Below are 24089 nucleotides of genomic sequence, written 5' to 3'. Positions count from 1 at the left end.
ATGCAGACCACGCAGCTGTCCGCCCCGCCCTCCCTCGGCCGGCTCTACGTCCGGGCCGCCGGGCGGGCCGCCACGGACGCCGTCGTCCGTCGGCGCCGTCCCCGCGAGCTCCCGGACCGTCAGGTGGTCGTGACCGGCCACCGCATCCCGGCCGAGGCCGTGACCGCGTGGCGCGGGGCCGTCGGGTCCGCCAATCCGGCGGACCTGCCCTCGGTCCTGGTGCACACCCAGGTGTTCGGCGCGGCCATGGAGCTGATGGCCGACCCCGAGTTCCCGCTGCCCCTGCCCGGGCTGGTGCACCTGAGCAACACCGTCCTGCACCACCGGCCCGTCGCGGCGGAGACCGCCCTGCGCGTCACCGCACGTGCGGTGGGTCTCGTCCCGCACCACGCGGGCACCGCCGTGGACGTCGTCGTGACCGTCGAGGGGCCCGGCGACGACGGCGAGGAGGCACTGCTGTGGGAGGGCGTCTCCCGGTACCTCGCCAAGGGCGTCCACCTCTCCGGCCTGCGTCCCGAGCGGCCCGCCCGCCCGGACTTCGTGCCCCCGACGCCGACCGCCCAGTGGCGCTTCGGGACGGGGGCCGGACGCCGGTACGCGGGCGTCTCCGGGGACTGGAACCCGATCCACCTGACGGGCGTCTCGGCTCGACTGTTCGGCATGAAGGGCGCGATCGCCCACGGGATGTTCCTGGCCGCCCGGATGCTCGAGGGCCGTGAGCCGGCCGGCGCCGGGTTCCGCTGGCACATCGACTTCGAGGCGCCCGTCGTGCTGCCGACCACCGTGGCCGTCCGCTACGAGCCCGGGCCCGACGGCGGCACGCGCGTGTGGGGCTGGGATGCGCGGCGCCGGCGCCCGCACTTCTCCGGGGAGATCACTCCGCTCGAGCCCTGACGGCCGGGCCGACGCGTCGGCCCGCCGGGACCACCCGTCCCGGCGGGCCGGTGAGCGCGGCGGCTCAGGCGTCCGGCCCGGGCGACCGCCGCGGCACGGCGGCGACGGCCTCGAGCAGCCCGTCCGCGTAGGCCTCCCACGAGTGACCGGCGGCGTGACGCACGGCGCCGGGCCCCAACGCGGCCCAGGCGTCACGATCCGCCAGGATCTCGGCCAGGGCATCGGCCCACGCCTCAGGGGTGCCCGCCGTCACGTGGCGGCCGGACACGCCGTCGAGGACCGCGTAGACCAGTCCGCCGACCCGGTGCGCCAGCACGGGCGTGCCGCAGGCCTGTGCCTCGAGGGCGACCAGGCCGTAGGTCTCCGACGCGCTCGGCATCGCCACCACGTCCGCCGCCCGGAACTGGGCGGCCAGGGCGGGCGCGGGCACCGGCCCGGAGAACGTCACCAGGTCGGCGACCCCCTCCTCCGCGGCCAGGCTCGCCAGGTCCAGCTCGTCGCCCCCCGAGGCGGCCCCGTTCACGTGCAGGCGCACACCCGGGTCGGCGCCCGTGCCACCGGCCCGCTCGCGCAGCACACCGAGGGCGGCCACGAGCAGGTGCGGGCCCTTGTGCCGCTGCACGCGGCCGGCGAACAGAACCCGCAGGGCTCCGTTGTCGTCCGGGGCGCCCGGCCACTGCGCGGCGCCCTCCGGCGTGAACGTCTCGAGGTCGGCCCCGGGGGGCAGCACCCGGGTGCGGGCGCGGGGCACGTCCAGCAGCTCGCGCAGGTCGGCGACCTCGGCGGCGGAGTTGACCACGAGCAGGTCGGCCCGCTCGGCGACCTCGCGCTCGGCCTCGATCCGCGCGGCCGGCTCGCGCAGCTCGGGGTCCTCGAGCATCTTCGCCGCCGCCGTGGTGTGCATGGTCTGCAGGTACGGGGCGTGCGCCGCCCGCGCCAGCGCCGCGGCGGTGGACCCGGAGAGCCAGTAGTGGCCGTGCACGAACGCGACGGGCGGGGCGTCCGCGCCACCGAGGACGGGACCGCCCGGCACGGCGTCCGAGGCGAGCCAGTCCAGGGCCGCGCGGGTGAACTCGGCGCCCAGTCCCGCCAGCTCCTCCTTGGGCACGGGAGCGGACGGCCCGGCGGCGAGGTCCACGACCGTGACCGGCGGGGCCTGCCCGCCGGCGTCCAGCATCCGGACCCGTGCGCCATCCGCTCCCACCGGCTCCTCCGCCCGGGTCAGCAGGATCATCCGCACGCCCCGGCGGGCCAGGGCCACGGCGGCCTGCCGCACGTAGACGTTCATGCCGCCGGCGTCGCCGCGGCCGGGCTGGGCCAGGGGGGAGGTGTGCAGGCTGACCCCGATCCCCACCGGCACGGACGCCCGCAGTTCGGCGTCCACGGCGTCGAACAGCCGGGCCGCCGACGCCGAGTCCGCCAGGTCCTCGACGGAGACCATCCGTCCGGCGCCGTCGCCGAGCGGCACAGTCCAGTTCGGGTACTGGTCCTGGAGGGTGCCGGGCTGGTTCTGGATGCGCCGCTCGCCCACGGCGTCCACGAGCGCCACGCTGTGCAGGGCCGAGGGCGCCTGCGCGAGCAGGCGGTGCAGGGCCACGATCTGGCGTTCGCGCACCTCGGGGCCGGCGTCGGGGACGTCCACGTCCGCCTCGGCGAGCAGCCCGCGCCGGGCCGCGGCGGCGAGGAACGCGCGCACCTCCTCCGCCGACCGGCGGCGTTCCTGGGCGACGTCCACGGTGTAGAGGCCCAGCCGTTCGCGCAGGTCCACCTGGACGCCCTCGAGGTAACCGGCCGTGGGCGGCAGGTCGTGCGTGTTCACCGCCGCCATGGCCAGCCGCCGGTAGCGCTCCGGCGGGGTGGGCTCGCCGTCCTCCTGTTCGAACCACAGGATCGACGTGCCGAGCACGCCGGCCTCGGCCAGGCGGCGCTGCACCCACGGCTCGAACGTGCCGAGGTCCTCGCCCACCACGACGACGCCGGCCCGCTCGGCCTCGAGCGTGAGCACGGCGAGCATCGCCTCGTGGTCGTATTCGACGTACGCGCCCTGGGTGGCACCGGCGCCCTCCGGGATCCACCACAGGCGGAACAGCCCCAGGACGTGGTCCATCCGGATGCCGCCCGCGCCGCGCAGCACGGTGCGCAGCATGTCCCGGAACGCGGCGTAGCCGGTCTCGGCCAGGCGGCGCGGATGCCAGGGGTGCTGCGACCAGTCCTGGCCCAGCTGGTTGAACAGCTCGGGCGGCGCGCCGACGGACATGGTCGGCACCAGCACGTCCCCGAGCATCCACGCGTCCGCGGTCTCGCGGGTCGCCCCGACTGCCAGGTCCACCATGACGCCCATGCGCATGCCGGCCGCCCGGGCCCGCTCCTGCACGCCGGCGAGCTGCTCGGCGGCGATCCACTGCACCCAGCGGTGCAGGTCGACGTCGGTCGCGCGTTCGACGCGGACCCGCTCCGCCTCGACCCCGCCCGGCGCCCAGGCCGGGTCGGCGAGATCGGGTCCGGTGCCGTCGCCGTCCAGCCGCAGGACGGACCAGAGGGCGAAGTCGTCCAGGCCCGGGCCGGCCTCGGCGCGGAACCGTGCGTAGGCGGCCTCGCGCTCGGGGGAGCGGGGCACCTCGTGCACGCGGCGCAGCGCGGGCCACAGGACGGCGGCGACGGCGGCCCGATCGATCCGGCCGGTGCGCTCCAGCTCCGCCTGGACGCGGGCGCCGGCCGACCGCAGCTCCGCCTGCTCCGCGGCGGGCAGGTCGGCGAACTCGGGGATCGAGGGCACGTGCACGACCAGCGCCGAGAGGAACCGACGGGAGACGGGGGAGTAGGGGGAGTCCGCCGGATGGGGGCCGGGCTCGATCGCGTGCAGGGGGTGCAGCAGCAGGAAGTCGGCACCGTGCCGGGCGACGATCTCGGCCAGGGACGCCATGTCCGCCGCGTCGCCGATGCCCCACGAGTCCGCCGAGGTCACCGAGTAGCCCTGCGCGGCCGCGCCCCAGCCGCGGCGCTCGAGGAAGGGACGCGCCGTGCTCAGCCGGGTCGGGGCGCAGACCAGGACCGCGGAGGCGGTGGAGCCGGAGCCGCTGGTCACCTCCAGCCGGTGCCAGCCCGGGGCGAGGTCGGCGGGGATCTGAACGTGGACGCGCTCGCGTTCGACGCCGTCCACGAGGCGGACCTCGGACACCGGCTCGCTCACGCTCACCTCGAGGGTCCGCCCGTCCTCCGTGCGCACGCGGGCCACGACCGGCTCGCCCGCGGCCACGTGGCACGGCACGGACAGGCGGTGGCCGGACCGGGCGGCCACGGTGGGCGGGAGCACGTCCCGCCAGGGGGCCGTCTCCGCCTCCTCCAGCGCCTCGGCCAGAGCGGCGACCCCGTCCGGACGGACCGACACCCCGAGGGCGGCGAGCACCTTCACGAGGGCCTCGTCCGGCACGGTCTGGGCCGAGCCGTCCTGCCCGACGTACTCGGGCTGCACCCCGTGGGCTCGCGCGAGCCGGTGCAGCAGTGCGGGGGCTTCCAGGGCCATCAGGTCCTCCATGCCGTCGTGCGGTTCCACCGACGGCGCCTGCCGTCGCACAGACACCACTCTAGAGGGGACGCCGGTCCGGGGAACACGCAGGGCCCCGGTCGTGACGACCGGGGCCCTGCTGCTCGACGAGCGGTGCGCGAGGGGGGACTTGAACCCCCACGTCCTTGCGGACACAGCGACCTCAACGCTGCGCGTCTACCAATTCCGCCACTCGCGCTCATCGGTGGAGCCCTGGGAGAGGCTCCGTCGCCCACCGCGTTCCGGTCCTGTCCGGTCCGTCCCGCTCCGGGCAACTCGAGAAAGATAGCACGGGTTCGGGCTAGGCTCAAAACCATGGTCGAGAACATCGAGAACCCCGCCCGCTCGCGCCCCGAGGACCGCGTCGTGGAGATCTGCCGCGACCTCATCCGGATCGACACCACCAACCGCGGGGGCAACGTCTCCGTCGGTGAGCCTGAGGCCGCGGAGTACTGCGCCCGGCTCATGACCGAGGCGGGGATGACCCCCCGCTTCTTCGAGTCGGCGCCGGGCCGGGTCTCCGTCGTCGGGCACCTGCCGGGCTGGGATCCGGAGGCGCCGGGGCTCGTCATCCACGGGCACACGGACGTGGTCCCCGCCGAGGCGGACGAGTGGAGCGTGGACCCGTTCGGCGCCGAGCTCAAGGACGGCATGATCTGGGGGCGCGGCGCCGTGGACATGAAGGGCATGGACGCCATGGTGCTCGCGGTGCTGCTGCACCTGGCCCGCACGGGCCGCCGGCCGCGGCGACCCCTGACGGTTGCGTTCTTCGCCGACGAGGAGGCCGGCGGCGTCTACGGCGCACGCTGGGTCGTGGACCATCACCCCGAGGTGTTCGACGGGTGCACCGAGGCGATCTCCGAGGTGGGGGGCTTCTCCACCGAGGTGCACGGCTCGCGCGCCTACCTCGTGCAGACCGCGGAGAAGGGGCTCGCCTGGCTCAACCTCACCGCGGAGGGCGCCCCCGGGCACGGCTCGGCCCCGCACCCGGACAACGCGGTCACCCGGCTGGCCGGCGCCATGACCCGCATCGGCGGGCACGAGTGGCCGCTCGTGTACACCAAGACCACGCGCGCGCTGCTCGAACAGGTGGCCGAGATCATGGGCGTGGACTTCGACGAGACGGACCCGACGCCGCAGCTCGACGCGCTCGGGCAGGCCCGTTCCTGGGTGGCCGGCACCCTGCGCACCTCGTCCAACCCGACGGGGCTGACCGCCGGCTACAAGCACAACGTCATCCCGTCCTCGGCCACCGGCACCGTGGACGTGCGCCTGATCCCCGGGGAGGAGGAGTCCGCCCTCGCCACGATCGCCGAGCTCGCCGGTCCCGACGTGACCATCGCACCCGAGCACCGGGACGTCACCCTGGAGACCCCCTTCTCCGGGGACCTGGTGGAGCTGATGATCGCCTCGCTGCAGGCGGAGGACCCCGAGGCCCAGGTGCTGCCGTTCATGCTCGGCGGGGGCACGGACAACAAGTCCCTCTCCCGGCTGGGCATCACCGGCTACGGCTTCGCGCCCATGCGCCTGCCCGCCGACCTGGCCTTCACGTCCCTGTTCCACGGCATCGACGAGCGGGTGCCCGTGGACGCGCTCGAGTTCGGCTGCCGGGTGCTCGAGCGGATGCTGGAGCCGCGCTGATCCGGGCCGCGGGCGGCGACGACGGCCGGGGCGGCGTCGTCGCGCCCGCGCCTCAGAGGGTCTGCAGGGTCGAGGCCACGCGCATCACGCGGCGGCGCATCCAGTAGCGGCGCGCCCCGTCACGGTAGTGCACGGAGCGCTGCAGCTCCCATTGGCCGTACTCCGCGTGCTCCACGAGGCGCCGCCGGGCGTCGGCGAGGGACTCGTGGGCGGCGACCGTCATCACCAGGTACTCCCACTTCTGTCCGCGGGAGATCGCGTCGAGGGTCGAGGACATCAGCTGTTCACGCACCCGCCCATCCTGGCAGACGGCGTCGGGTCCGGCGGCCGGTCCCGCACGGCCCACCCCTGGCCGCGTCACCGGCCACCGGGTTACCGTTCACCCATGAGCTCTGACGCCCGCATGGCCCTCGAGGCCCTCACCACCGCCCTGAACGAACACCTCGTGGCCGCGCAGAACAAGCGGGGCGAGGACGACCCCGCCGTCGAAGCCGCCTTCTTCGCCGTGGCCGACGCCTTCGAGGCCTACGAGGACGCCCTGTACGCGGACACCGAGGAGGTCACCCCGCTCGACCTCTTCGACGACGAGGACGACGACGACTGACCGTCCTGCTCGTGACGGATCGCACGGCCCCGGGTTCCCACCCGGGGCCGTGGCGTACAGTGACCCTCCGTGACGTGGATCGAAGCCATCATCCTGGGCCTGGTGCAGGGCCTCACGGAGTTCCTGCCCATTTCCTCCTCCGCCCACATCCGCATCGTGGGCGAGTTCCTGCCCTCCGCGACCGACCCGGGGGCGGCCTTCACGGCCATCACGCAGCTCGGCACGGAGCTGGCGGTCCTCATCTACTTCTGGCGCGACATCACCCGCATCATCGGCCGGTGGTGCGCCGCGGTCACGGGGCGGATCCCGCACTCGGACCCCGATGCGCGCATGGGCTGGCTGATCATCGTGGGCTCGATCCCGATCGCGGTCCTGGGCCTGCTGCTGGAGGACTGGATCGACACGGAGTTCCGGTCGCTGTGGATCACGGCGACCATGCTCATCGTGTTCGGCGTCCTGCTCGCCCTGGCGGACCGGCTCGGCCGTCAGACCAAGCCGCTCGAGAAGCTCACCGTGCGGGACGGCGTCCTCTACGGCCTGGCCCAGGCCCTCGCGCTGATCCCGGGCGTCTCGCGCTCCGGCGGCACCATCGCGGCCGGCCTGGCCATGGGCTACACCCGGCCCGCCGCCACCCGCTACGCGTTCCTGCTGGCGGTGCCCGCCGTGTTCGCCTCCGGCCTGTACAAGCTGTACACCTCGCTCACCGATCCCGGCACGCAGGGCCCGTACGGCATGGGGGAGACGCTGGTCGCGACCGCGATCGCCTTCGTGGTGGCCTACGCGGTCATCGCCTGGCTCATGCGCTTCATCAGCACCAACTCGTACCTGCCGTTCGTCTGGTACCGCATCCTCCTGGGCGGCGTCCTGTTCGCCCTGCTGGGCGCGGGCGTCATCAGCGCCTGAGCCCGCTCCCGCCGCCGGGCATGGCGGCCCGGCACCGCCGAACCACCCCGATCTGAGGAGTCCCGTGAAGTCCTGGAGCACCCCCGCCCCGCCCGCCGTGCCGAGCCGCCCCGACCGGCTGCGGCTGCACGACACCGCCACGGGACGGACTCGGCATCCGGGCAACGACGCGCAGCGCGCCTCGCTGTACGTCTGCGGGATCACCCCGTACGACGCGACGCATCTCGGCCACGCGAGCACCTATGTGGCCTTCGACCTGCTGCACCGCTACTGGCGCGCGGCCGGTCTCGAGGTCGCCTACGTCCAGAACGTGACCGACGTGGACGACCCCCTGCTCGAGCGGGCCGAGGCGACCGGCGTCGACTGGCGCGCGCTCGCCGAGGAGCAGACCGACCTGTTCCGTGCGGACATGGCCGCCCTCGAGGTGCTCGCCCCGGACCACTACGTCGGCGCGACCGAGGCGGTGGGCCTGGTGGTGGACGCCGTCGAGACGATGCTGGCGGCGGGCCGGGCCTACCGCGTGCCGGGCGGCGACGGCGAGCCCGACGGGGACGTCTACTTCGACGTCCGCGCGGCCCAGTCCGCGACCGACTGGCGCCTCGGACAGGTCTCCGCGATGGGCCTGGACGAGATGGCCGCGGTGTTCCCGGAGCGGGGAGGCGATCCCGACCGCCCCGGCAAGCGCGACCCGCTGGACCCGCTGCTGTGGCGCGTGCACCGCGAGGGCGAGCCTGCCTGGGACGGGCGGTCGCTCGGCTCCGGCCGGCCCGGCTGGCACATCGAGTGCTCCGTGATCTCCCGGGCCCACCTGCCGGCGCCGTTCACGGTGCAAGGCGGCGGCTCCGACCTGCGGTTCCCGCACCACGAGTTCTCCGCCGCGCACGCCACCGCCGTCGACGGCCTGCCGCTCGCGCACACCTACGCGCACACCGGCATGGTGGCCCTGGACGGCGAGAAGATGTCCAAGTCCCTCGGCAACCTCGAACTCGTCTCCCGCCTGCGGGCGCGGGGCGTCGAGCCGGTGGCCGTCCGCGCGGCGATCCTCGCGCACCACTACCGGTCGGACTGGGAGTGGTCCGAGCAGGTGCTGGCCGACGCCCAGGCGCGGGTGGCCCGTTGGCGCGCCGCCCTGGACGGACCGCATGCCGCCGCCGGCGTCGCCGTGCTGGACGCGGTGCACGCGGCGCTCTCGGACGACCTCGACGCCCCCCGCGCGCTGGAGGCCCTCGACGCATGGGCGGCCGGCACCCTGCCGGGCCTGGCCGAGGCCGCCGCCGACCCGCTGCCGGTGGTCGACGTCGTGGCGGCGCTGCTGGGTCTGCGCCTGCGCTGACCCCGCCGGGCGCGGCCGGGCGTCAGCGTCCGCCGCGCCCGCGCAGATAGCGCTCGAACTCCCGCGCGATCGACTCGCCCGAGGCCTCCGGCAGCTGCTGGGTGTCCTGGGCCTCCTCGAGCTGCCGGACGTAGGCGGCGACGTCGGGGTCCTCGGCGGCCAGCTCGTCCACGCCGCGCTGCCAGGCCCTCGCGTCGTCCTCGAGCCCGCGCGTGGACACGCTCACGTGCAGCAGGTCCTCGACCGCCTCGACCAGCCCGAGCAGCGTCTTGGGGGAGGGCGCCTGGGCCACGTAGTGGGGCACCGTCCCCCACAGCGAGAGGCTCGGCAGGCCGCGGCGCGCGGCCTCGTCCGCGATGACGCCGATGATCCCGGTGGGCCCCTCGTAGACCGGACGGTCCGCGCCGACGGCCACCCGCACGTCCACGAGCGGCGAGGTCGGGCGGGCGCGCAGGGGCCGGGTGTGGGGCACGTCCGCCAGCAGCGCGCCCAGCGTCACGACGGCGTCCACGTCACGCGCGTCGGCCGCCGTGAACAGCTCCTCGAGGAACGCGCGCCACCGCACGTTCGGCTCCACGCCGACGGCGAGGAGCACACGCACCCCGTCCGGCGGGGCAGCCTCGCCCGCGACGGGCCGACCCTCACGGTCCAGGAGCGCCTCGTGCAGGGTGACCGCCGGCCAGTCCAGCGTCCCCAGCCCGTCGGCGTCGCGCCGGACCAGGGGTCGAGTGACCTGGTAGTCGTAGAACTCGCCGTCGCACACCCGTCCCGCGTCCGCCGCGTCCCACTGCTCCCGCAGCGCGCCCAGGGCCCCGGTCGCGGCCTCCCCGGCGTCGTTCCACCCCTCGAAGGCCAGCAACAGGACCGTGGGGGCCCGCCGCCCGGCCTCGAGCTCGTCCACGGTCGCCGTCAGGTGGGTCCGCAGCGGGCCCAGGACGTCGTCCGGCTGGTCCTCGGAGGTAGCGTCGGTCATGGCGGCCAGCCTAGACACGGCCCGACGACGGGGCCACGGCCCGCGACCCGCCCCGCACACCCCGGCGGCGGCGCTCGATAGGATGCACTCCATGCCCCGCCACCCCGCGCCCGCCCCGGACGACCGTGCCCGCCGCCTGCCACGCGCCGTCCTGTGGGACATGGACGGCACCCTCGTGGACACGGAGCCCCTGTGGAACGCCGTCCAGCGCCGCCTGGTGGTCGAGCACGGCGGCACCTGGTCGGATGACCTGGCCGCCTCCCTCGTGGGACGCCCCCTCGACGAGGGAGCGCGCCGCCTGCAGGAGGCCGGGCTGGACCTGCCCGTGCAGCGGATCATCGACCTGACGATGGACGAGGTCGTCCAGGGGGTCGTCCGTGGGGTGCCATGGCGGCCGGGTGCCCGGGAGCTGCTCGTCGCGCTCGCCGAGGCCGGCGTGCCGGGCGCCCTCGTGACGATGTCCCATGCCCCACTGGCCCGCGCACTGGCCGAGCGGGCGCCGGCGGGCACGCTGGACGTCGTCGTCTCGGGGGACATGGTCTCCCGGGGCAAGCCCGACCCGGAGGCGTACCAGCTGGGCCTGCAGCTGCTGGCCGAGCGGACACCGGGGCTGACGGCCGCCGACTGTGTGGCGGTCGAGGACTCCCCGGTGGGCGTCGGCGCGGCCGTGGCCGCGGGCCTGCCGACGGTCGGCGTGCCCAGCGTGCTGCCGCTGCCGGCGGGGCTCGCGACCGTCGAGTGGACGACGCTCGCCGGCCGCACGCCGGCCGACCTCGCCGCGGTCCGCCGGATCGCCGCCGCGCGCGGGCCCGGGGCGGACGGGGCCGGATGAGCGGGCCCGCCTCCGTCCGGCTGGGCACGATCGCCGGCGCGCCGGTGCGCCTGTCCTGGTCCTGGCTCCTGATCGCCGCGGTCATCACCCTCGCGTTCGGCCCGCAGATCCAGCGCGCGCTGCCCGCGATCGGCGGCGGCGCCTACGCGGTCGCCCTGGGGTACGCCGTGCTCCTGGCCCTCTCCGTCCTGGTCCACGAGGCCGCCCACGCCCTCACCGGCCGCGCCTTCGGCCAGCGCACCGAGGAGATCGCGCTCACCCTGTGGGGCGGGCACACCCAGTTCCGCAGCCCGTCCGCTCGACCGCTGGACACGGTCCTCACCGCGATGGCCGGCCCCGCCGCGAACCTCGTGCTCGCGGGCCTCGCCCATCTGGCGGCCCGCGCCGTGCCCGGCCCGTCCGTTCCCGCCCTGCTGCTCGAGGTCACGGTGTGGGCCAACCTCCTCCTGGCCGCGTTCAACGCGCTGCCGGGCACCCCGCTCGACGGCGGCCGCATGGTCGAGTCCGCCGTCTGGGCCGCCACCGGCTCCCGGGCCCGTGGCGTCGAGGCGGCCGGCTGGGCCGGGCGCGTCGTCGCGGTGGGCGTCCTCGCGGCGGTGCTCGGCCCCCCGACCCTCGCAGGCCGCGCGCCGGACCTGTTCGTCGTCGTCCTGGCGGCCTGGGTCGCCCTCACGCTGTGGCGGGGCGCGGACGACGCCGTGCGCCACGGGCGCTGGAGCCGCCGGCTGGAGACCCTGCGGCTCGAGCAGGTCGAGGCGCCCGCCATCGCCCTGCCCGAGCACCTCAGCGTCGCCGAGGCCCTGGCCCAGGCGGACGGCGGCCGCCGCGCCGTCGTGGCCGTGGACGGGGCCGGTCGGCCCCGCGGCGTGCTGGACCTCACGGCCGCGGCGGGCCTGACCCCGGCGCGCCGCACGACCACCGCCCTGGCCGCGGTCGCCGTCGCCCTGGCTCCGGAGGCCGTCCTCGTCCGCGACGACGTCCCCGCCGCCGGTCCCGACCTGGCCGCCCGCCTGGCCGACCCCCAGACCCCCGTGTGGGTGCTGACCGACGCGCACGGCCTCGTGCGCTCCGTGGTGCCCCGCGAGACGATCCTCGCCGCCGTCGACGCGACGCGGCGTCCCTGAACCGAAGGAGCCCCCCATGACCGAACCCACCGGCGTGAGCGCGCGCCGCGGCCCCCTGCGGGCCGGCCAGCGCGTGCAGATCAAGGACGCGAAGGGCCGCCTCAACACGATCACCCTGCTGCCCGGCGGGGAGTTCCACAGCTACCAGGGCGTGCTGCGGCACGACGACCTGATCGGCGGCTTCGAGGGCGTCGTGGTCGAGAACTCGGCCGGCCAGCCGTACCAGGTGCTGCGCCCCCTGCTGAACGACTTCGTCCTGTCCATGCCCCGCGGCGCCACGGTGGTCTACCCGAAGGACGCGGCGCAGATCGTGCAGCAGGCGGACATCTTCCCGGGCGCCGTCGTGGTCGAGGCCGGCGTGGGCTCCGGCGCCCTGTCCATGTCCCTGCTGCGCGCCGTGGGCGACCACGGGCGCCTGCACTCCTACGAGCGCCGCCCGGAGTTCGCGGACGTCGCCCGGGCCAATGTGGAGGCCTTCTTCGGCGCCGAGCACCCCGCCTGGTCGGTGCACCTCGGCGACGCGCAGGAGGAGATGCCCAAGGTCCACGAGCCGGGCTCCGTGGACCGGGTGGTCCTGGACATGCTGGCCCCCTGGGAATGCCTCGACGCCGTCGCCGAGGTCCTGGCCCCCGGCGGTGTGTGGCTGAACTACGTGGCCACCGCCACCCAGCTCTCCCGCGTGGCCGAGGCCATCCGGGACTCGGGCCGCTTCACGCAGGTCGAGGCCAACGAGACCCTCGTGCGCGGCTGGCACCTGGACGGGCTCGCCGTGCGCCCCGACCACCGCATGGTCGCGCACACCGGCTTCCTCCTCACGGCCCGCCGCCTGGCCTCGGGCGAGGAGGCGCTGCGCCTGAAGAAGCGCTCCAAGGTCTCCGAGTTCAGAGCCGAGGACGTCGAGGCCTGGCAGCCGGCCGACGAGGCCCGGTGGACGCCCGAGGCCCTCGGCGAACGGCCGATCACAGACAAGAAGGCGCGCAAGGCGGCGAAGGAGGCCCGCCTCATGGCCGCGCGGTCACGCGCCGCCGAGCAGGGCGTGGACGCGTACGGTGGGAGGACCCCGACCGGGGTGCAGGACTGAGTGGACGGAGCACCGGTGGACCACCACGCGCAATCAGGCACGGAGCACGCCGAGCAGCGCCTCGCCGAGGCGCGGGAGCTGCTGCGGCAGTCCCAGGCCGAGGCCGAACGGCTGCGGCACCAGCTGCAGTCCGCCCAGCGGCACGCCGCCGGCCTGAGCGAACGCCGTCGGGCCGCCGAGGCCCAGACGCAGACGGCCGCCCGCAACAACCGGCGCATGGTCGAGCTGCTCGAGGCCACGCGCGCCGAGATCGCCACGCTCAAGGAGAACCTGGACGCCGTCACGCATCCGCCGTTCACCTTCGCCACCCTCGAGGCCGTCCACGCCCCGCGCGAGCCCGAGGAGGGCGTGGAGACCGGCGCCGTGGTGCGCGGGGGAGCGGACGTCGTGCAGAACGGCCGGCGGCTGCGCGTGACGGTCTCCCCGCTGCTCGACGCCGCCCGCCTCACCCCCGGCGCCCAGGTGCTGCTGGACGAGTCCAGCTCGATCGTCGGCGTCGCCCCGGGCACGGGGTCGGGTCAGCTGCTGCGCGTCAAGGAGGCGCTGCCCGACGGCGGCCTCGTCCTGGCCGGCACGGCGGACGAGGAGCGCGTGGTGCGGCGCGCGCCCGCGCTGGAGGGCGTCGACCTGCGCCACGGGGACGCCGTCACCGTGGACGCCCGCGTCGAATGGGCGCTGCGGCGGGTCGAGCTGTCCGAGGTGGACGAGGTGCTGCTGGAAGAGGTCCCGGACGTCACATTCGAGGACATCGGCGGCCTCGGCCCGCAGATCGACCGGATCCGCGAGGCCGTCGAGATCCCGTTCCTGCACCCCGAGGTCTACCGCGAGCACGGCCTGCGCGCCCCCAAGGGGATCATGCTGTACGGCCCGCCCGGCACCGGCAAGACCATGCTCGCCAAGGCCGTGGCCAACGCCCTCTCGGCCCGCAGCGCGGACGGCGAGCGCTCGTTCTTCCTCAACGTCAAGGGACCCGAGCTGCTGAACAAGTACGTGGGCGAGACCGAGCGGCAGATCCGCGTCATCTTCGACCGGGCCCGCGAGAAGGCCGACGCCGGCTTCCCCGTGGTCATCTTCTTCGACGAGATGGAGTCGCTGTTCCGCACGCGCGGCTCCGGCGTCTCCTCGGACGTGGAGACCACGATCGTCCCGCAGCTGCTCACCGAGATCGACGGCGTCGAGGCCCTCGAGAACGTGATCGTCATCGGCGCCTCCAACCGCGAGGACATGATCGACCCGGCCGTGCTCCGCCCCGGCCGACTGGACGTGAAGATCCGCGTGGACCGTCCCGACGCCGACGGCGCCGCGGAGATCATGGCCAAGCACCTCACCGTAGACGTGCCCCTGCACGCCGACGACGTCGTCGCGGCCGGCTCCGCGGACGCGGCCCGCGCGACGCTCATCGCCCGGACGGTCGCCGCCCTCTACGACCGCGGCGCGGACACCGCGCTGGCGGAGCTGACGGACGTGTCCGGCACGACCCACGCCCTGCACCTGGCCGACCTCGTCTCGGGCGCCGTGGTGGCCGACGTCGTGGACCGCGCCAAGCGGCACGCGGTGCGCGACTACCTGGCCGCCGGCCAGGCCCCGGCCGCGCTCGGCGTCCGCGAGGGCCACCTGCGCGAGGCCGTGGCCGCGGTGCTGGAGGACCAGACGGACCTCCTGGCCACGGTCGCGCCCGCCGAGTGGGCGCGCACCTCCGGCTGGCGCGGTCCTCGGCTGCGCTCGCTGCGCATGGTCCGGGGGGTCGAGGCATGAGCGCGTTCGGCCGCGGGGCCGCGGACGGCTTCGCCCGGGCCGCCGCCGTCGACGTCGGCCCGACCCCCGCCTTCGAGGGCCAGCGCCGGCTGTTCCACGGCGCGGCGGTGCCCCCGAACGGGAGGGACGCCGCCGGCTGGGGCGTGCACCGGGTGATGGGCACGGAGACCGAGTTCGGCATCCACGCGCCGGCCAACCCGGGGGCGCACCACAGCGTGCTCTCGGTCGAGCTCGTGAACGCGTACGCGGACCTGGTCACCCGGTCCGGCTCGGCGGTGGCCGGCACGGAGTGGGACTACACGGGGGAGTCGCCGCTCGTGGACGCCCGCGGCTGGCGGCTGCCGCGTTCGGCGGCGCACCCCTCGCAGCTGACCGACGAGGCGCTCGTGGGCCCGGACGGGGAGCCCGTGCACCTGCTCCTGTCCACCGTGCTGGCCAACGGTGCGCGCTGGTACGTGGACCACGCCCACCCGGAGTACTCGTCGCCGGAGACGACCACCCCGCGGGACGCCATGGTGTGGGACGCCGCCGGTGACCTGGTCGCGCAGGCGGCGGCCGAGCACATCGGCCAGGCCGAGGGCGCCCCGGAGGTGCTGGTCTACAAGAACAACGTGGACGGCAAGGGCCAGTCCTACGGCGCGCACGAGAACTACCTCGTGGCCCGGTCCCTCGACTTCGAGGAGCTCACCGCCGTCCTGCTGCCGTTCTTCGCGGCGCGGCAGGTGCTCGTGGGCGCGGGCCGCGTGGGGCTCGGCCCGGCGGGGGAGCGGCCGGGCTTCCAGCTGTCGCAGCGGGCCGACTACTTCGAGGAGCCCGTGGGGCTGGAGACCACGATCCACCGGCCGATCGTCAACACGCGGGACGAGCCGCACGCCCGTCCCGAGGCCTACCGCCGGCTCCACGTGATCATCGGCGACGCGACGCTGAGCCAGCACGCCACGTGGCTGCGGATGGGCATGACCGCGCTCGTCCTCGCGATGGCCGAGGCCGGGACGGCGCCCCGGCTCACCCTGGACGACCCGGTGGCCGCGTTGCAGACGATCAGCCACGACCCGGGTCTGCGGGCCACGGTGCCGCTGCTCGAACGCACCGCGGACGGCCCCGTGCGCCGGCACTGGACCGGGCTGCAGATCCTGCGGTCCTACCTGGACGCGGCCCGCGCCCACTGCGCCGCCTTCGGGGTGACGGATCCGCAGACGCGCGAGGTGCTGGAGGCCTGGGCCATCGACCTCGACGACGCCACCGCGGATCCGCTGTCCCTGAGCGACCGCGCCGACTGGGCGGCCAAGCTGCGCGTCCTCGAGGGCCTGCGGGCCCGCACGGGCGCGGACTGGACCGACCCCCGCCTCGCGATGGTGGACCTGCAGTACGCCGACCTGCGCCCGGCCCGCTCCCTGCACCGCCGCCTCGTGGCCGCCGGCGCCCTCCGGACGCTCGCCGATGAGGCGGAGATCCGTGCCGCCGTCGCCACGCCGCCGCGGGCCACCCGCGCGTGGACCCGCGGCAACCTCGTGGGCCGCCACGGTGACCGCGTGGCCGGCGCCGCGTGGGAGACGCTGCTGCTGCGCGGGGCGGGGGAGCGGGTGCACCGGCTGCACCTGGCCGAGCCGCTGGTCGGCGCCGCCGTGGACCTGCCCGGCTGGTGGGAGGACGCCGCCGCGCCCCGGCCCGACGACGAGGCGCTCGTGGCCACGCTGGCGCCGCTGTTCGGCGCACGGGCCTGAGGCGGGGGCGGGCGCTCAGCCCGTGACGGCCGCGCGCACGCGGCCCAGCAGGGCGTCCGCCCGCGCGACGAGACGGTCCGCCCGGTCGACGTCGGTGCGCACGATGCCCTCCAGGCCCTCGTCGCGGAGGGGGCCCAGGTTGGTCTCGAGGGTCACCGCGGCGGCGGTGAGGCCGCCCCGGACGCAGCCGAGCGCCGCACCGACGTCGGAGAGCACGTTCGGGTTCGCCGCGTCCAGCACACGCTCGGCCAGGTCCAGTGCACGCGCGGCGGCATCGACGATCCCGCGGGGTGGCCGGACGGCCTCGGCCAGGGCGGCCTGGATCGCGGCCGAGCGCCGGGCCCGGTCCTCCGGGGTGTCGCGGGGCAGCCCGAACGCCTCGGCCACGGCGCCGAAGCCCCGCTCGTCGCCGTCGGCGAGGCCGAGGCACGCCGCGATCAGGCCCTCCGATGCCCGGGCGTCCTCCTCGGCTGCGCTGAACCGGGCCGCCATGGCCAGCAGTCCGGCGCCCTCGGCGACCGCCAGCGCGCCCGTCGCGCCGCCACCGGGGGTGGGCTCGCCGGAGGCGAGGCGGCCCAGATAGCTCTCGATGCTCTCGTCGCGGATCATGCCCCCACGGTGCCAGACCGGGCCCGACGGCGGCCCGCCCTCAGGCGCGCTCCCAGGACGCGACCGGCCCCGGGACGATCGTGAACAGCGGGTGCACGTCGGGGACGGGCGTGTCCGACCACTGTTCGAGCCAGGCGGGGCTGCGCGCGGCCAGCTTGGCGCACAGGTGACGCCACTCCAGGTCGCGCTGGCCCGTGGTGGCCGGGATCGGTGCGAGACCGGCGGGCGGGATGCGCACGGCGCCGTCGGGGGCGGGGCACGGCCGGTCGATCCGGGAGTGATCGAAGCGATAGCCGCGCGCCGTGGCCTCGGCCTCGAGGCCGGAGAGGAACGCACCGACGGCGCCGGACGGGTCCGGGTGCTCCCGGAACCTCAGCAGCTGCGGGTGGTCCCGATATCCGCGCGTGCGGCCGGCCAGGACGGCCTGCGCGAGCAGGGCCTCGCGCCAGGCGCCCGTCAGGCCCTGGCGGTCGAGGTGGCGGGGATGAAGGGTCCACAGGCGCATGCCCCCATCCTGCCAGCGTGGGGCAACCCGGGGACGTGGGGCTGAAACGTGGCCCGCGCGTGGGGCAGGATGGGTGGACGCGGACGGAGCACACCGACCCGCGTCGACGCACGAGGAGGCCACCATGTCCCAGGAGCAGATCCGCCCACGCCCGTCCGGCGGCGACGACGAGACCGGCGCCGCGGCGGGCCAGGCGCACGTGAAGCCCGCGGCCCAGGACCAGGGCCTGGACAGCCTGCTGGACGAGATCGACTCGGTGCTGGAGTCCAACGCCGAGGAGTTCGTCAAGGGCTTCGTCCAGAAGGGCGGCCAGTGACCGACGCGGACCGCGCCCGCCGGATCTTCGGGCTGGAGACGGAGTACGGCGTCCAGCACTGGAACCCGCAGGGGCGCCCGCTGAGCCCCGAAGAGGTCGTCCGCTATCTCTTCCGGCCCGTCGTCGAGTGGGGGAGGTCCTCGAACGTGTTCGTGGCCAACGGCTCCCGGCTCTATCTCGACGTCGGGTCCCACCCCGAGTACGCGACCGCCGAGTGCTCGACGCTCGACGAGCTCATCGCCTCGGACGGGGCGGGGGACCTGCTGCTGCACGACCTCGTGGTCCAGGCCGAGGAGCGCATGGCCGCGGACGGGGTCGGCGGCCGGATCCACCTCTACCGCAACAACGCCGACTCCTCGGGCAGTTCCTACGGCTCCCACGAGAACTACCTGCTGCGCCGGCGCACCGAGTACCGGCGGCTCACCGAGGCGCTCGTCCCGTTCCTCGTCTCCCGGCAGATCCTCGTGGGCGCGGGCCGCGTCGTGCCCGCCGGCACGTGGCCCGAGGGCGAGGGCCCGGCCCACTTCGCGTTCTCCCAGCGCGCCGACTTCGTGCAGGACGGCGTGTCCTCCTCCACCACGCGGTCCCGGCCGATCATCAACACGCGGGACGAGCCGCACGCGGACGCCTCCGAGTACCGACGCCTCCACGTGATCGTGGGGGACACGAACCTCTCCGAGCACACCCACCTGCTGCGCTTCGGCGCCACCGACCTGCTGCTGCGGATGATCGAGGCGGGCTTCCCGCTCGGGGACCGCGTCGTCGCCCACCCCACCCGCGCGGTGCGGCAGATCTCCCACGACCTCACCGGCACGGCCCGCATCGCGCTCCGCGAGGGGGAGGCCTCCGCGCTCGAGCTGCAGGAGCACTACCTCGAGCGGGCCCGCGCCTTCGTCGCCGCGGAGGGTGCCCACCACGACCGGGTGGGGGAGATCCTCACCCTGTGGGGCGAGGTGCTCGACGCCGTCCGCACCGGTGACCGGTCCCGCATCGAGGACCGCATCGACTGGGCGATCAAGCTGCGCCTGCTGGAGGACTACCGGGCCCGCCACGACCTGGACTGGGGCTCACCCCGTCTCGCCCAGCTGGACCTGGCCTTCCACGACATCGACCCCGACCGGGGGCTGTTCCGCCTGCTGCTGCGGCGCGGCGCCGTCGCGCGCCTGCTGCCCGAGGACGCCGCCCGGTCCGCCGTGGAGACCGCCCCGCCCACCACCCGGGCCCGTGTGCGCGCGGACTTCGTGGCCCGTGCCCGGGAGCACGGCCTGGACTACGCCGTCGACTGGACGACCCTGAAGCTCACCGACCATCCGCTGCACGCGATCGTGACGAAGGACCCGTTCGACACGTCGTCGGCCGCCGTCGACCGGCTGTTCGAGCGGATCGCCTGACAGCGCGCGTCCAGGACGCGCCGTTAGGGTGACCCGCATGAGTTCGTTCCAGACCCCCCAGCCCCCGACGGCCCGCCGCCGTCGCCGCCTGCTGCCGCTGCTGTCCCTCGGCGCCGCGGGCCTGATGCTGGCCACCGCCTGCGCCACCGGCGACGACGGCGCGGACCAGCCCCACAGCGACGCCGCGTCGGCCTCCACGTCGGCCGCCCCCGAGCGGGCGGCCGTCGGCGAGGGCCAGGGGGAGCCGGACGCCCTGACGGGTGTCACCTTCACGGAGGGCGACGGCGGGGCGCCGACGGTCGAGATCGACGGGGAGATCGACACCGACCAGCCCACCACGCGCGTGCTGACCGCCGGCGAGGGGGAGCAGGTGCAGGAGGGCGACGTCCTGCAGATGTCGATCGCCGTCGTCGATCCGGCCAGCGGCGAGGTGGTCGCCGAGAACTTCAGCGGCGAACCGGAGGCCGTGCCCGTGGACGACCAGCTCAAGTCCATGAACCCGGAGATCCACGAGATGCTGGTGGGCAACGGCGCCGGCACGATCGTCGCCGCGTACAGCCCTGAGTACGACGTCTCCGTCCCGCAGACCGAGAGCGCGTCGCCGAGCGCCTCCCCCTCCACCCAGACGCAGCCCGCCCAGCTGTTCGTCTACAAGATCGACGCCATCCTGCCGAAGCAGGCCGAGGGCGAGGAGGTGACCGAGCGGGACGAGCGCCTGCCCGACGTCACCGTGGACGAGCAGAGCGGCCGGCCGAGCATCGCGAAGCCCGACGGCGAGGCGCCCCAGGAGCTGGTGGTCCAGCCCCTGATCGAGGGCGAGGGCCGCGAAGTCGGGGCGGACGACACCGTGACCGTGCAGTATGAGGGGGTGACGTGGTCCGACGGCGAGGTCTTCGACTCGTCCTGGGAGACGGGCCAGGCGATCACGTTCTCCCTCAATCAGGTCATCGAGGGCTGGAAGGAGGGTCTGGCCGGCCAGAAGGTGGGCTCGCGCGTCCTCCTGTCGATCCCGGCCGAGAAGGCCTACGGTGAGCAGGGCAGCCCGCCGGACATCGGCGAGAACGAGCCCCTGCTGTTCGTCGTGGACATCCTGGACGCCCAGGCGTCCGCCACCCCGTCGGCGAACTGACCCCGTCCACGAGAACCCAGAGGAGAGCACCGTGTCCTTCGGACAGCGCGACTACGACCGCACCAAGCCCGAGATCGACTTCCCGGGCGAGACCCCGCCCACCGAGCTCGTGGTGGAGGACCTGATCGAGGGCTCCGGCCCGGCCGTCGAGGCCGGCTCCCGCGTGCAGGTCCACTACGTGGGCGTGGCCTGGTCCACCGGCGAGGAGTTCGACGCCTCGTGGAACCGCGGCACCCCGCTGCCCCTGACCGTCGGCGTCGGCCAGGTCATCGCCGGCTGGGACCAGGGCCTGCTCGGCATGAACGTCGGCGGCCGCCGCCGCCTCGAGATCCCGCCGCACCTGGGCTACGGCGCCCGCGGCGCCGGCTCCGCGATCGGGCCGAACGAGACGCTCATCTTCGTCTGCGACCTCGTCTCGGTCGACTGACCCCGGGCCCCGTGACCCCACCCGCCCCGCGGCGCGCCGGCGACGAGGCCGCCGAGCGCATCATCTCGCTGCTGTGGCTGCTGCTCTCGGCGCCGCACGGCCTCAAGCGTGACCGGATCCGACGGCAGGTCGTCGGCTATGAGGGGCTCACGGACGCCGCCTTCGAGAAGCTCTTCCAGCGGGACCGCCGCGTGCTGCGCGCCGTGGGGGTCCCGCTGGAGACCGTCGAACCCGCGGGCTTCGACGAGGGCGAGGCGGGGGTGCGGCACCGCGTCGTCCGCGATGCGCTGCTGCTGCGCGACCTCGACCTCACCGTGGACGAGCGCCGCGCCCTCGTGCGGGCGCGTCGCCTGTGGGGTGACTCGCCGCTGCGCGCCGACGTCGTCCGCGCCGTGGGCCTGCTGTTCCAGCCGGCCACCGACCTCACGGGCGATGACGAGCTGGCCGGGTACCACACCCTCATGCCCCGGGCCGACCCCCGGCTCGAGGCCCTCACCCAGGCCGTGGCCGACGAGGCCGTGCTGCGCTTCCCCTACCGCGACGCGCGGGGGCGGGCCACCCGGCGCACCGTGCGGGCCTGGTTCCTCACCCTCGTGCGCGGCCGCTGGTACCTCACCGGCTGGGACCTCGACCGCGGCGCCGAGCGCAGCTTCCGGCTCACCCGGATGGAGGGGGAGCCGCGCCGCGTCGAGCGGGCGACGGACGCCCCCGGCCGTCCCGAGGACCACGACCACGCCGGCCTCGTGGCGCGCCTGGCCGGGCAGGCCGACGCCGAGCGGGTCCGGGTGTGGCTCGCGCCCGGCCGGGGTCAGGGCGTCCGCGCGGTCGGTGAGCCGGCCGAGCCCCGGGTCGAGGACGGCGCCGCACCGGGGCCCGACTGGGAGCTCTGGGAGGCCCCCGCCGGACCGCGCGAGGACGGCCTCGCCGCGGAGATCGGCGGCCTGCTGGGCCGGGCCGTGCCCTCGGCCGCGCACCCGGACCTGACCGACCGCGTCCGCGCGGGCCTGGCCGCCGCGGCGGAGACCCACGCCGGTCCCGCCGACCCGGCCCTGCTCGAGGTGGCGCTCGCCGCGCCCGTCCGGCGCCGCGCCCGCGACTCGAGCGAGGACCTCGTGGGCCGCCTGCTGGACATCGTGGGGCTGGCCAACCGGGCCGGTGGGGTGGACCGGGCGGAGCTGCGCGCGCGTCTCGGGGTCACCGACGAGCGCCTCGACGCCGACCTCGAGACGCTGCGCTACTGCGGCATGCCCGAGCGGGACTTCCCCGGCTTCCAGTTCGAGGTGGCGGAGGTGGCCGGCCGCGTCCACGTGGAGCGCGCCGCCGACCTGGCCGGTCCCGTGCGGCTGACGCGCCCCGAGGCGCACAGCCTCGTGGCCGCCCTGCAGACGGTCGCGGACCTGCCGGTGCTGGACGAGGCCGACCGCGAGGCCGCCCGCTCCGCCCAGCGCCGGATCCGCGCCGCGGTCCTGGACGCGGGGGCCCCGGATGCGGACGACGCGGACGACGCCGCCCTCCGGGAGGCCGAGGCGCACACCGCCGGCGAGCCCCCGGTCGCCGTCGCCGCCCACTGGGACGTGGCCGTGGACCCCGCGACGGTGCGCACCCTGCTGGCCGCCGTGGCGGAGCGGGCCGTCGTGCACCTGACCTACCGCTCCGTGCATGCCGATGCCCTCACCGAGCGGGACGTGGAGCCGCTGGCCCTGGTGCAGGACGGGGCGCGCCTCTACCTGCAGGCGTGGTGCCGTCGCGCCGAGGACCACCGGGTGTTCCGGGTGGACCGGATCAGCGCGCCCGCACCCACGGGGGAGACGTTCGCGCCCCGGGCTCGGCCCGCGCGCTGGCGGGTCCATCCCGACGACGCCGCGGGGGTGCCGGTGCTGCTGCGCTGGGCCCATCCCGTCCGCGACGCGGCCGCCGGCTACCGCCCGGACGCCCAGGCCGACCTGCCCGACGGCGACCGGCTCACCCGGGTGCATCTGACCGACGCCGCCGTGGCGGCCGCGCTGGTCGGACGCCACGGCGGCGCCGTCGAGGTGCTGGCCCCCGCCGACCTCCGGACGTCCGTGGCGGACGCGCTGGGCGATGCCCTCGCGGCCCTGCCGGCGCGGTAGCCTGGACCCCGGAACCCCATCGAAAGGACCCTTCATCATGGCTGGACTCCAGGGCTGGCAGCTCGTCATCATCATCCTGCTCGCGATCCTGCTCTTCGCGGCGCCGAAGCTGCCCGCGATGGCCCGCAACCTCGGCCAGTCGATGCGCATCTTCTCCTCCGAGGTGAAGCAGATGCGCACCGAGGGCAAGGGCACCACGGACGAGCGCTCCGGCGCCGGCTCCACCGCCGCGGACGAGCCGGTCGAGGGCCGCGTCGTCGAGCGTGACGAGACCGACCCGCGCGACCCGCGCTGAGCCGGAAGGACCCCCACCCGATGACCGAGGTCGACGAGGTCGCCCGCCGCACCCGGCGCCGCCGGAAGCGGCGGGACAACCCCACCGGCGAGATGCCGCTGCGCGAGCACCTCACGGAGCTGCGCAACCGACTGCTGAAGTCGGCGCTCGCCGTCGCCGTCGGCATGGTGATCGGCTTCCTCGTCTACCAGCCGGTCATGGCGGAGCTGTTCCGCCCGGTCAAGGAGATCGCCAGCCAGGGACACACGGCGGCCGTCGCCTATGACACGGTGGCCTCGCCGTTCGACCTCATGCTCAAGGTCAGCATGTTCATCGGGCTCATCCTGTCCAGCCCGGTCTGGCTCTACCAGATCTGGGCCTTCATCGTGCCGGGTCTGAAGAAGGCCGAGAAGAAGTACGCCCTGGGCTTCATCGCCGCGGCCGTGCCCCTGTTCATCTTCGGCATCGCGCTGGGGTGGCTCGTGATGCCGCAGGCCGTCCAGTTCTTCGTGGGCTTCACTCCCGAGGGCGGCGCGAACCTCCCGACGGCGTCGGTGTACATCAGCTTCGTCACGCGTCTCTACCTCGCGTTCGGCGTGGCCATGGTCCTGCCGGTGCTGCTGGTGGGACTGAACATGCTCGGCATCCTGCCGGGCCGCACGATCGTCCACCACTGGCGCATCACCGTCTTCGTGATCATGCTGATCGCCGCGATCGCCGCCCCCGGTGCGGACGCCATCTCCATGTTCTACATGGCCATCCCGCTCGTCGTCCTCTTCGGCGTGGCCATCGTCCTGTGCCTGTGGGGCGACCGGCGTCGCGACCGTCGGCAGGGCCAGCGCGAGATGGACGTCGAGGCGGAGCTCGCCGCAGGCCCGAAGCCGCTCGATCAGATCTGAGCGGCGCCCGCCGCAGCCCT

22 protein-coding genes and 1 tRNA gene are annotated in these 24089 nt (G+C 75.3%); 17 read left to right on the top strand and 6 right to left on the bottom strand.

The annotated features are described in order from the left end of the window. Positions 1-894 (top strand): MaoC/PaaZ C-terminal domain-containing protein, encoded by an 894-nt coding sequence (locus tag DE149_RS09200; RefSeq protein WP_036315203.1) that lies wholly within the window; start codon positions 1-3, stop codon positions 892-894. Between the two features lie 64 nt (positions 895-958). On the opposite strand, the gene malQ is transcribed toward DE149_RS09200, so the two are convergent. Next, positions 959-4468: a 4-alpha-glucanotransferase gene (gene malQ, locus DE149_RS09195; RefSeq protein WP_036315200.1), complete on the bottom strand. Its 3510-nt coding sequence runs from the start codon at positions 4466-4468 to the stop codon at positions 959-961. Positions 4469-4553: 85 nt separating this feature from the next. Next, positions 4554-4637, bottom strand: a tRNA-Leu gene (locus DE149_RS09190). A 116-nt stretch (positions 4638-4753) separates the two neighbouring features. Here DE149_RS09190 and DE149_RS09185 point away from each other — a divergent pair. Next, the gene (locus DE149_RS09185) at positions 4754-6079 is read left to right on the top strand and encodes a M20/M25/M40 family metallo-hydrolase (RefSeq protein WP_036315197.1); all 1326 of its coding nucleotides are present in this window, start codon (positions 4754-4756) and stop codon (positions 6077-6079) included. Positions 6080-6131: 52 nt separating this feature from the next. Here DE149_RS09185 and DE149_RS09180 read toward each other — a convergent pair whose 3' ends face one another. After that, positions 6132-6371 (bottom strand): DUF5703 family protein, encoded by a 240-nt coding sequence (locus DE149_RS09180; RefSeq protein ID WP_036315193.1) that lies wholly within the window; start codon positions 6369-6371, stop codon positions 6132-6134. Between the two features lie 93 nt (positions 6372-6464). On the opposite strand from DE149_RS09180, the gene DE149_RS09175 reads away from it, so the two are divergent. The 3 genes from DE149_RS09175 to mshC all read left to right on the top strand — a co-directional run bounded on the left by DE149_RS09175 (position 6465) and on the right by mshC (position 8919). Beyond that, the gene (locus DE149_RS09175; protein WP_036315190.1) at positions 6465-6683 is read left to right on the top strand and encodes a hypothetical protein; all 219 of its coding nucleotides are present in this window, start codon (positions 6465-6467) and stop codon (positions 6681-6683) included. Positions 6684-6752: 69 nt separating this feature from the next. Further along, positions 6753-7586, top strand: a complete 834-nt coding sequence (locus DE149_RS09170; RefSeq protein ID WP_036315183.1) for an undecaprenyl-diphosphate phosphatase — start codon at positions 6753-6755, stop codon at positions 7584-7586. A 64-nt stretch (positions 7587-7650) separates the two neighbouring features. Next, positions 7651-8919 carry a cysteine--1-D-myo-inosityl 2-amino-2-deoxy-alpha-D-glucopyranoside ligase gene (gene mshC, locus DE149_RS09165; protein ID WP_036315180.1) on the top strand — a complete coding sequence of 423 codons (1269 nt, stop codon included), beginning with the start codon at positions 7651-7653 and terminating at the stop codon, positions 8917-8919. Positions 8920-8941: 22 nt separating this feature from the next. Here the strand turns inward: mshC and DE149_RS09160 are convergent, their stop codons facing one another. After that, on the bottom strand, positions 8942-9892 hold the full coding sequence (locus DE149_RS09160; RefSeq protein ID WP_036315178.1) for a proteasome assembly chaperone family protein: 951 nt from the start codon (positions 9890-9892) through the stop codon (positions 8942-8944). A 91-nt stretch (positions 9893-9983) separates the two neighbouring features. On the opposite strand from DE149_RS09160, the gene DE149_RS09155 reads away from it, so the two are divergent. From DE149_RS09155 to dop, 5 genes are read left to right on the top strand one after another with little or no spacing between them, the layout of a single operon-like run. Beyond that, positions 9984-10724 (top strand): HAD family phosphatase, encoded by a 741-nt coding sequence (locus tag DE149_RS09155; protein WP_051995261.1) that lies wholly within the window; start codon positions 9984-9986, stop codon positions 10722-10724. Beyond that, on the top strand, positions 10721-11848 hold the full coding sequence (locus DE149_RS09150) for a site-2 protease family protein (RefSeq protein WP_036315175.1): 1128 nt from the start codon (positions 10721-10723) through the stop codon (positions 11846-11848). Before DE149_RS09155 ends, DE149_RS09150 begins: the two co-directional genes overlap by 4 nt. A 16-nt stretch (positions 11849-11864) precedes the next feature. Further along, the gene (locus DE149_RS09145) at positions 11865-12929 is read left to right on the top strand and encodes a tRNA (adenine-N1)-methyltransferase (protein ID WP_036315172.1); all 1065 of its coding nucleotides are present in this window, start codon (positions 11865-11867) and stop codon (positions 12927-12929) included. Next, a complete protein-coding gene (gene arc, locus DE149_RS09140; RefSeq protein WP_036384806.1) occupies positions 12930-14684 on the top strand; it encodes a proteasome ATPase in 1755 nt (584 codons plus the stop codon). It begins immediately after the preceding gene. Then, positions 14681-16408 carry a depupylase/deamidase Dop gene (gene dop, locus DE149_RS09135; RefSeq protein WP_036336871.1) on the top strand — a complete coding sequence of 576 codons (1728 nt, stop codon included), beginning with the start codon at positions 14681-14683 and terminating at the stop codon, positions 16406-16408. The genes arc and dop overlap by 4 nt, the downstream gene beginning before the upstream one ends. A gap of 15 nt (positions 16409-16423) precedes the next feature. Here dop and DE149_RS09130 read toward each other — a convergent pair whose 3' ends face one another. Then, positions 16424-17017, bottom strand: coding sequence for a cyclodeaminase/cyclohydrolase family protein (locus tag DE149_RS09130; protein ID WP_036384793.1), 594 nt, complete (start codon positions 17015-17017; stop codon positions 16424-16426). A 40-nt stretch (positions 17018-17057) separates the two neighbouring features. Continuing rightward, positions 17058-17522 carry a pyrimidine dimer DNA glycosylase/endonuclease V gene (locus DE149_RS09125; protein ID WP_036384792.1) on the bottom strand — a complete coding sequence of 155 codons (465 nt, stop codon included), beginning with the start codon at positions 17520-17522 and terminating at the stop codon, positions 17058-17060. Positions 17523-17646: 124 nt separating this feature from the next. On the opposite strand from DE149_RS09125, the gene DE149_RS09120 reads away from it, so the two are divergent. Genes DE149_RS09120 through tatC form a run of 7 tightly spaced genes read left to right on the top strand, consistent with a single transcriptional unit; the run spans position 17647 to position 24069 of the window. Then, positions 17647-17838 (top strand): ubiquitin-like protein Pup, encoded by a 192-nt coding sequence (locus DE149_RS09120; protein WP_017488237.1) that lies wholly within the window; start codon positions 17647-17649, stop codon positions 17836-17838. Beyond that, positions 17835-19229 carry a Pup--protein ligase gene (pafA, locus tag DE149_RS09115; protein ID WP_113914391.1) on the top strand — a complete coding sequence of 465 codons (1395 nt, stop codon included), beginning with the start codon at positions 17835-17837 and terminating at the stop codon, positions 19227-19229. The genes DE149_RS09120 and pafA overlap by 4 nt, the downstream gene beginning before the upstream one ends. 37 nt (positions 19230-19266) lie before the next feature. Beyond that, entirely contained in the window at positions 19267-20358 is a 1092-nt protein-coding gene (locus DE149_RS09110; protein ID WP_113914390.1) for an FKBP-type peptidyl-prolyl cis-trans isomerase, read from the top strand. A 31-nt stretch (positions 20359-20389) separates the two neighbouring features. Continuing rightward, the gene (locus tag DE149_RS09105; protein ID WP_113914389.1) at positions 20390-20785 is read left to right on the top strand and encodes an FKBP-type peptidyl-prolyl cis-trans isomerase; all 396 of its coding nucleotides are present in this window, start codon (positions 20390-20392) and stop codon (positions 20783-20785) included. 11 nt (positions 20786-20796) lie between these two features. After that, on the top strand, positions 20797-22896 hold the full coding sequence (locus DE149_RS09100; protein WP_113914388.1) for a YafY family protein: 2100 nt from the start codon (positions 20797-20799) through the stop codon (positions 22894-22896). A 37-nt stretch (positions 22897-22933) separates the two neighbouring features. Further along, complete coding sequence (locus DE149_RS09095; RefSeq protein WP_002855080.1) at positions 22934-23191, top strand: twin-arginine translocase TatA/TatE family subunit; 258 nt, start codon at positions 22934-22936, stop codon at positions 23189-23191. A gap of 20 nt (positions 23192-23211) precedes the next feature. Continuing rightward, on the top strand, positions 23212-24069 hold the full coding sequence (gene tatC / locus DE149_RS09090) for a twin-arginine translocase subunit TatC (RefSeq protein WP_073116894.1): 858 nt from the start codon (positions 23212-23214) through the stop codon (positions 24067-24069). The last annotated feature ends 20 nt before the right edge of the window (positions 24070-24089 follow it).

It is taken from the genome of Micrococcus sp. KT16 (assembly GCF_003315015.1).
Classification (GTDB): domain Bacteria; phylum Actinomycetota; class Actinomycetes; order Actinomycetales; family Micrococcaceae; genus Micrococcus; species Micrococcus luteus.
This window is presented reverse-complemented; position numbering and strand designations above follow the sequence as displayed.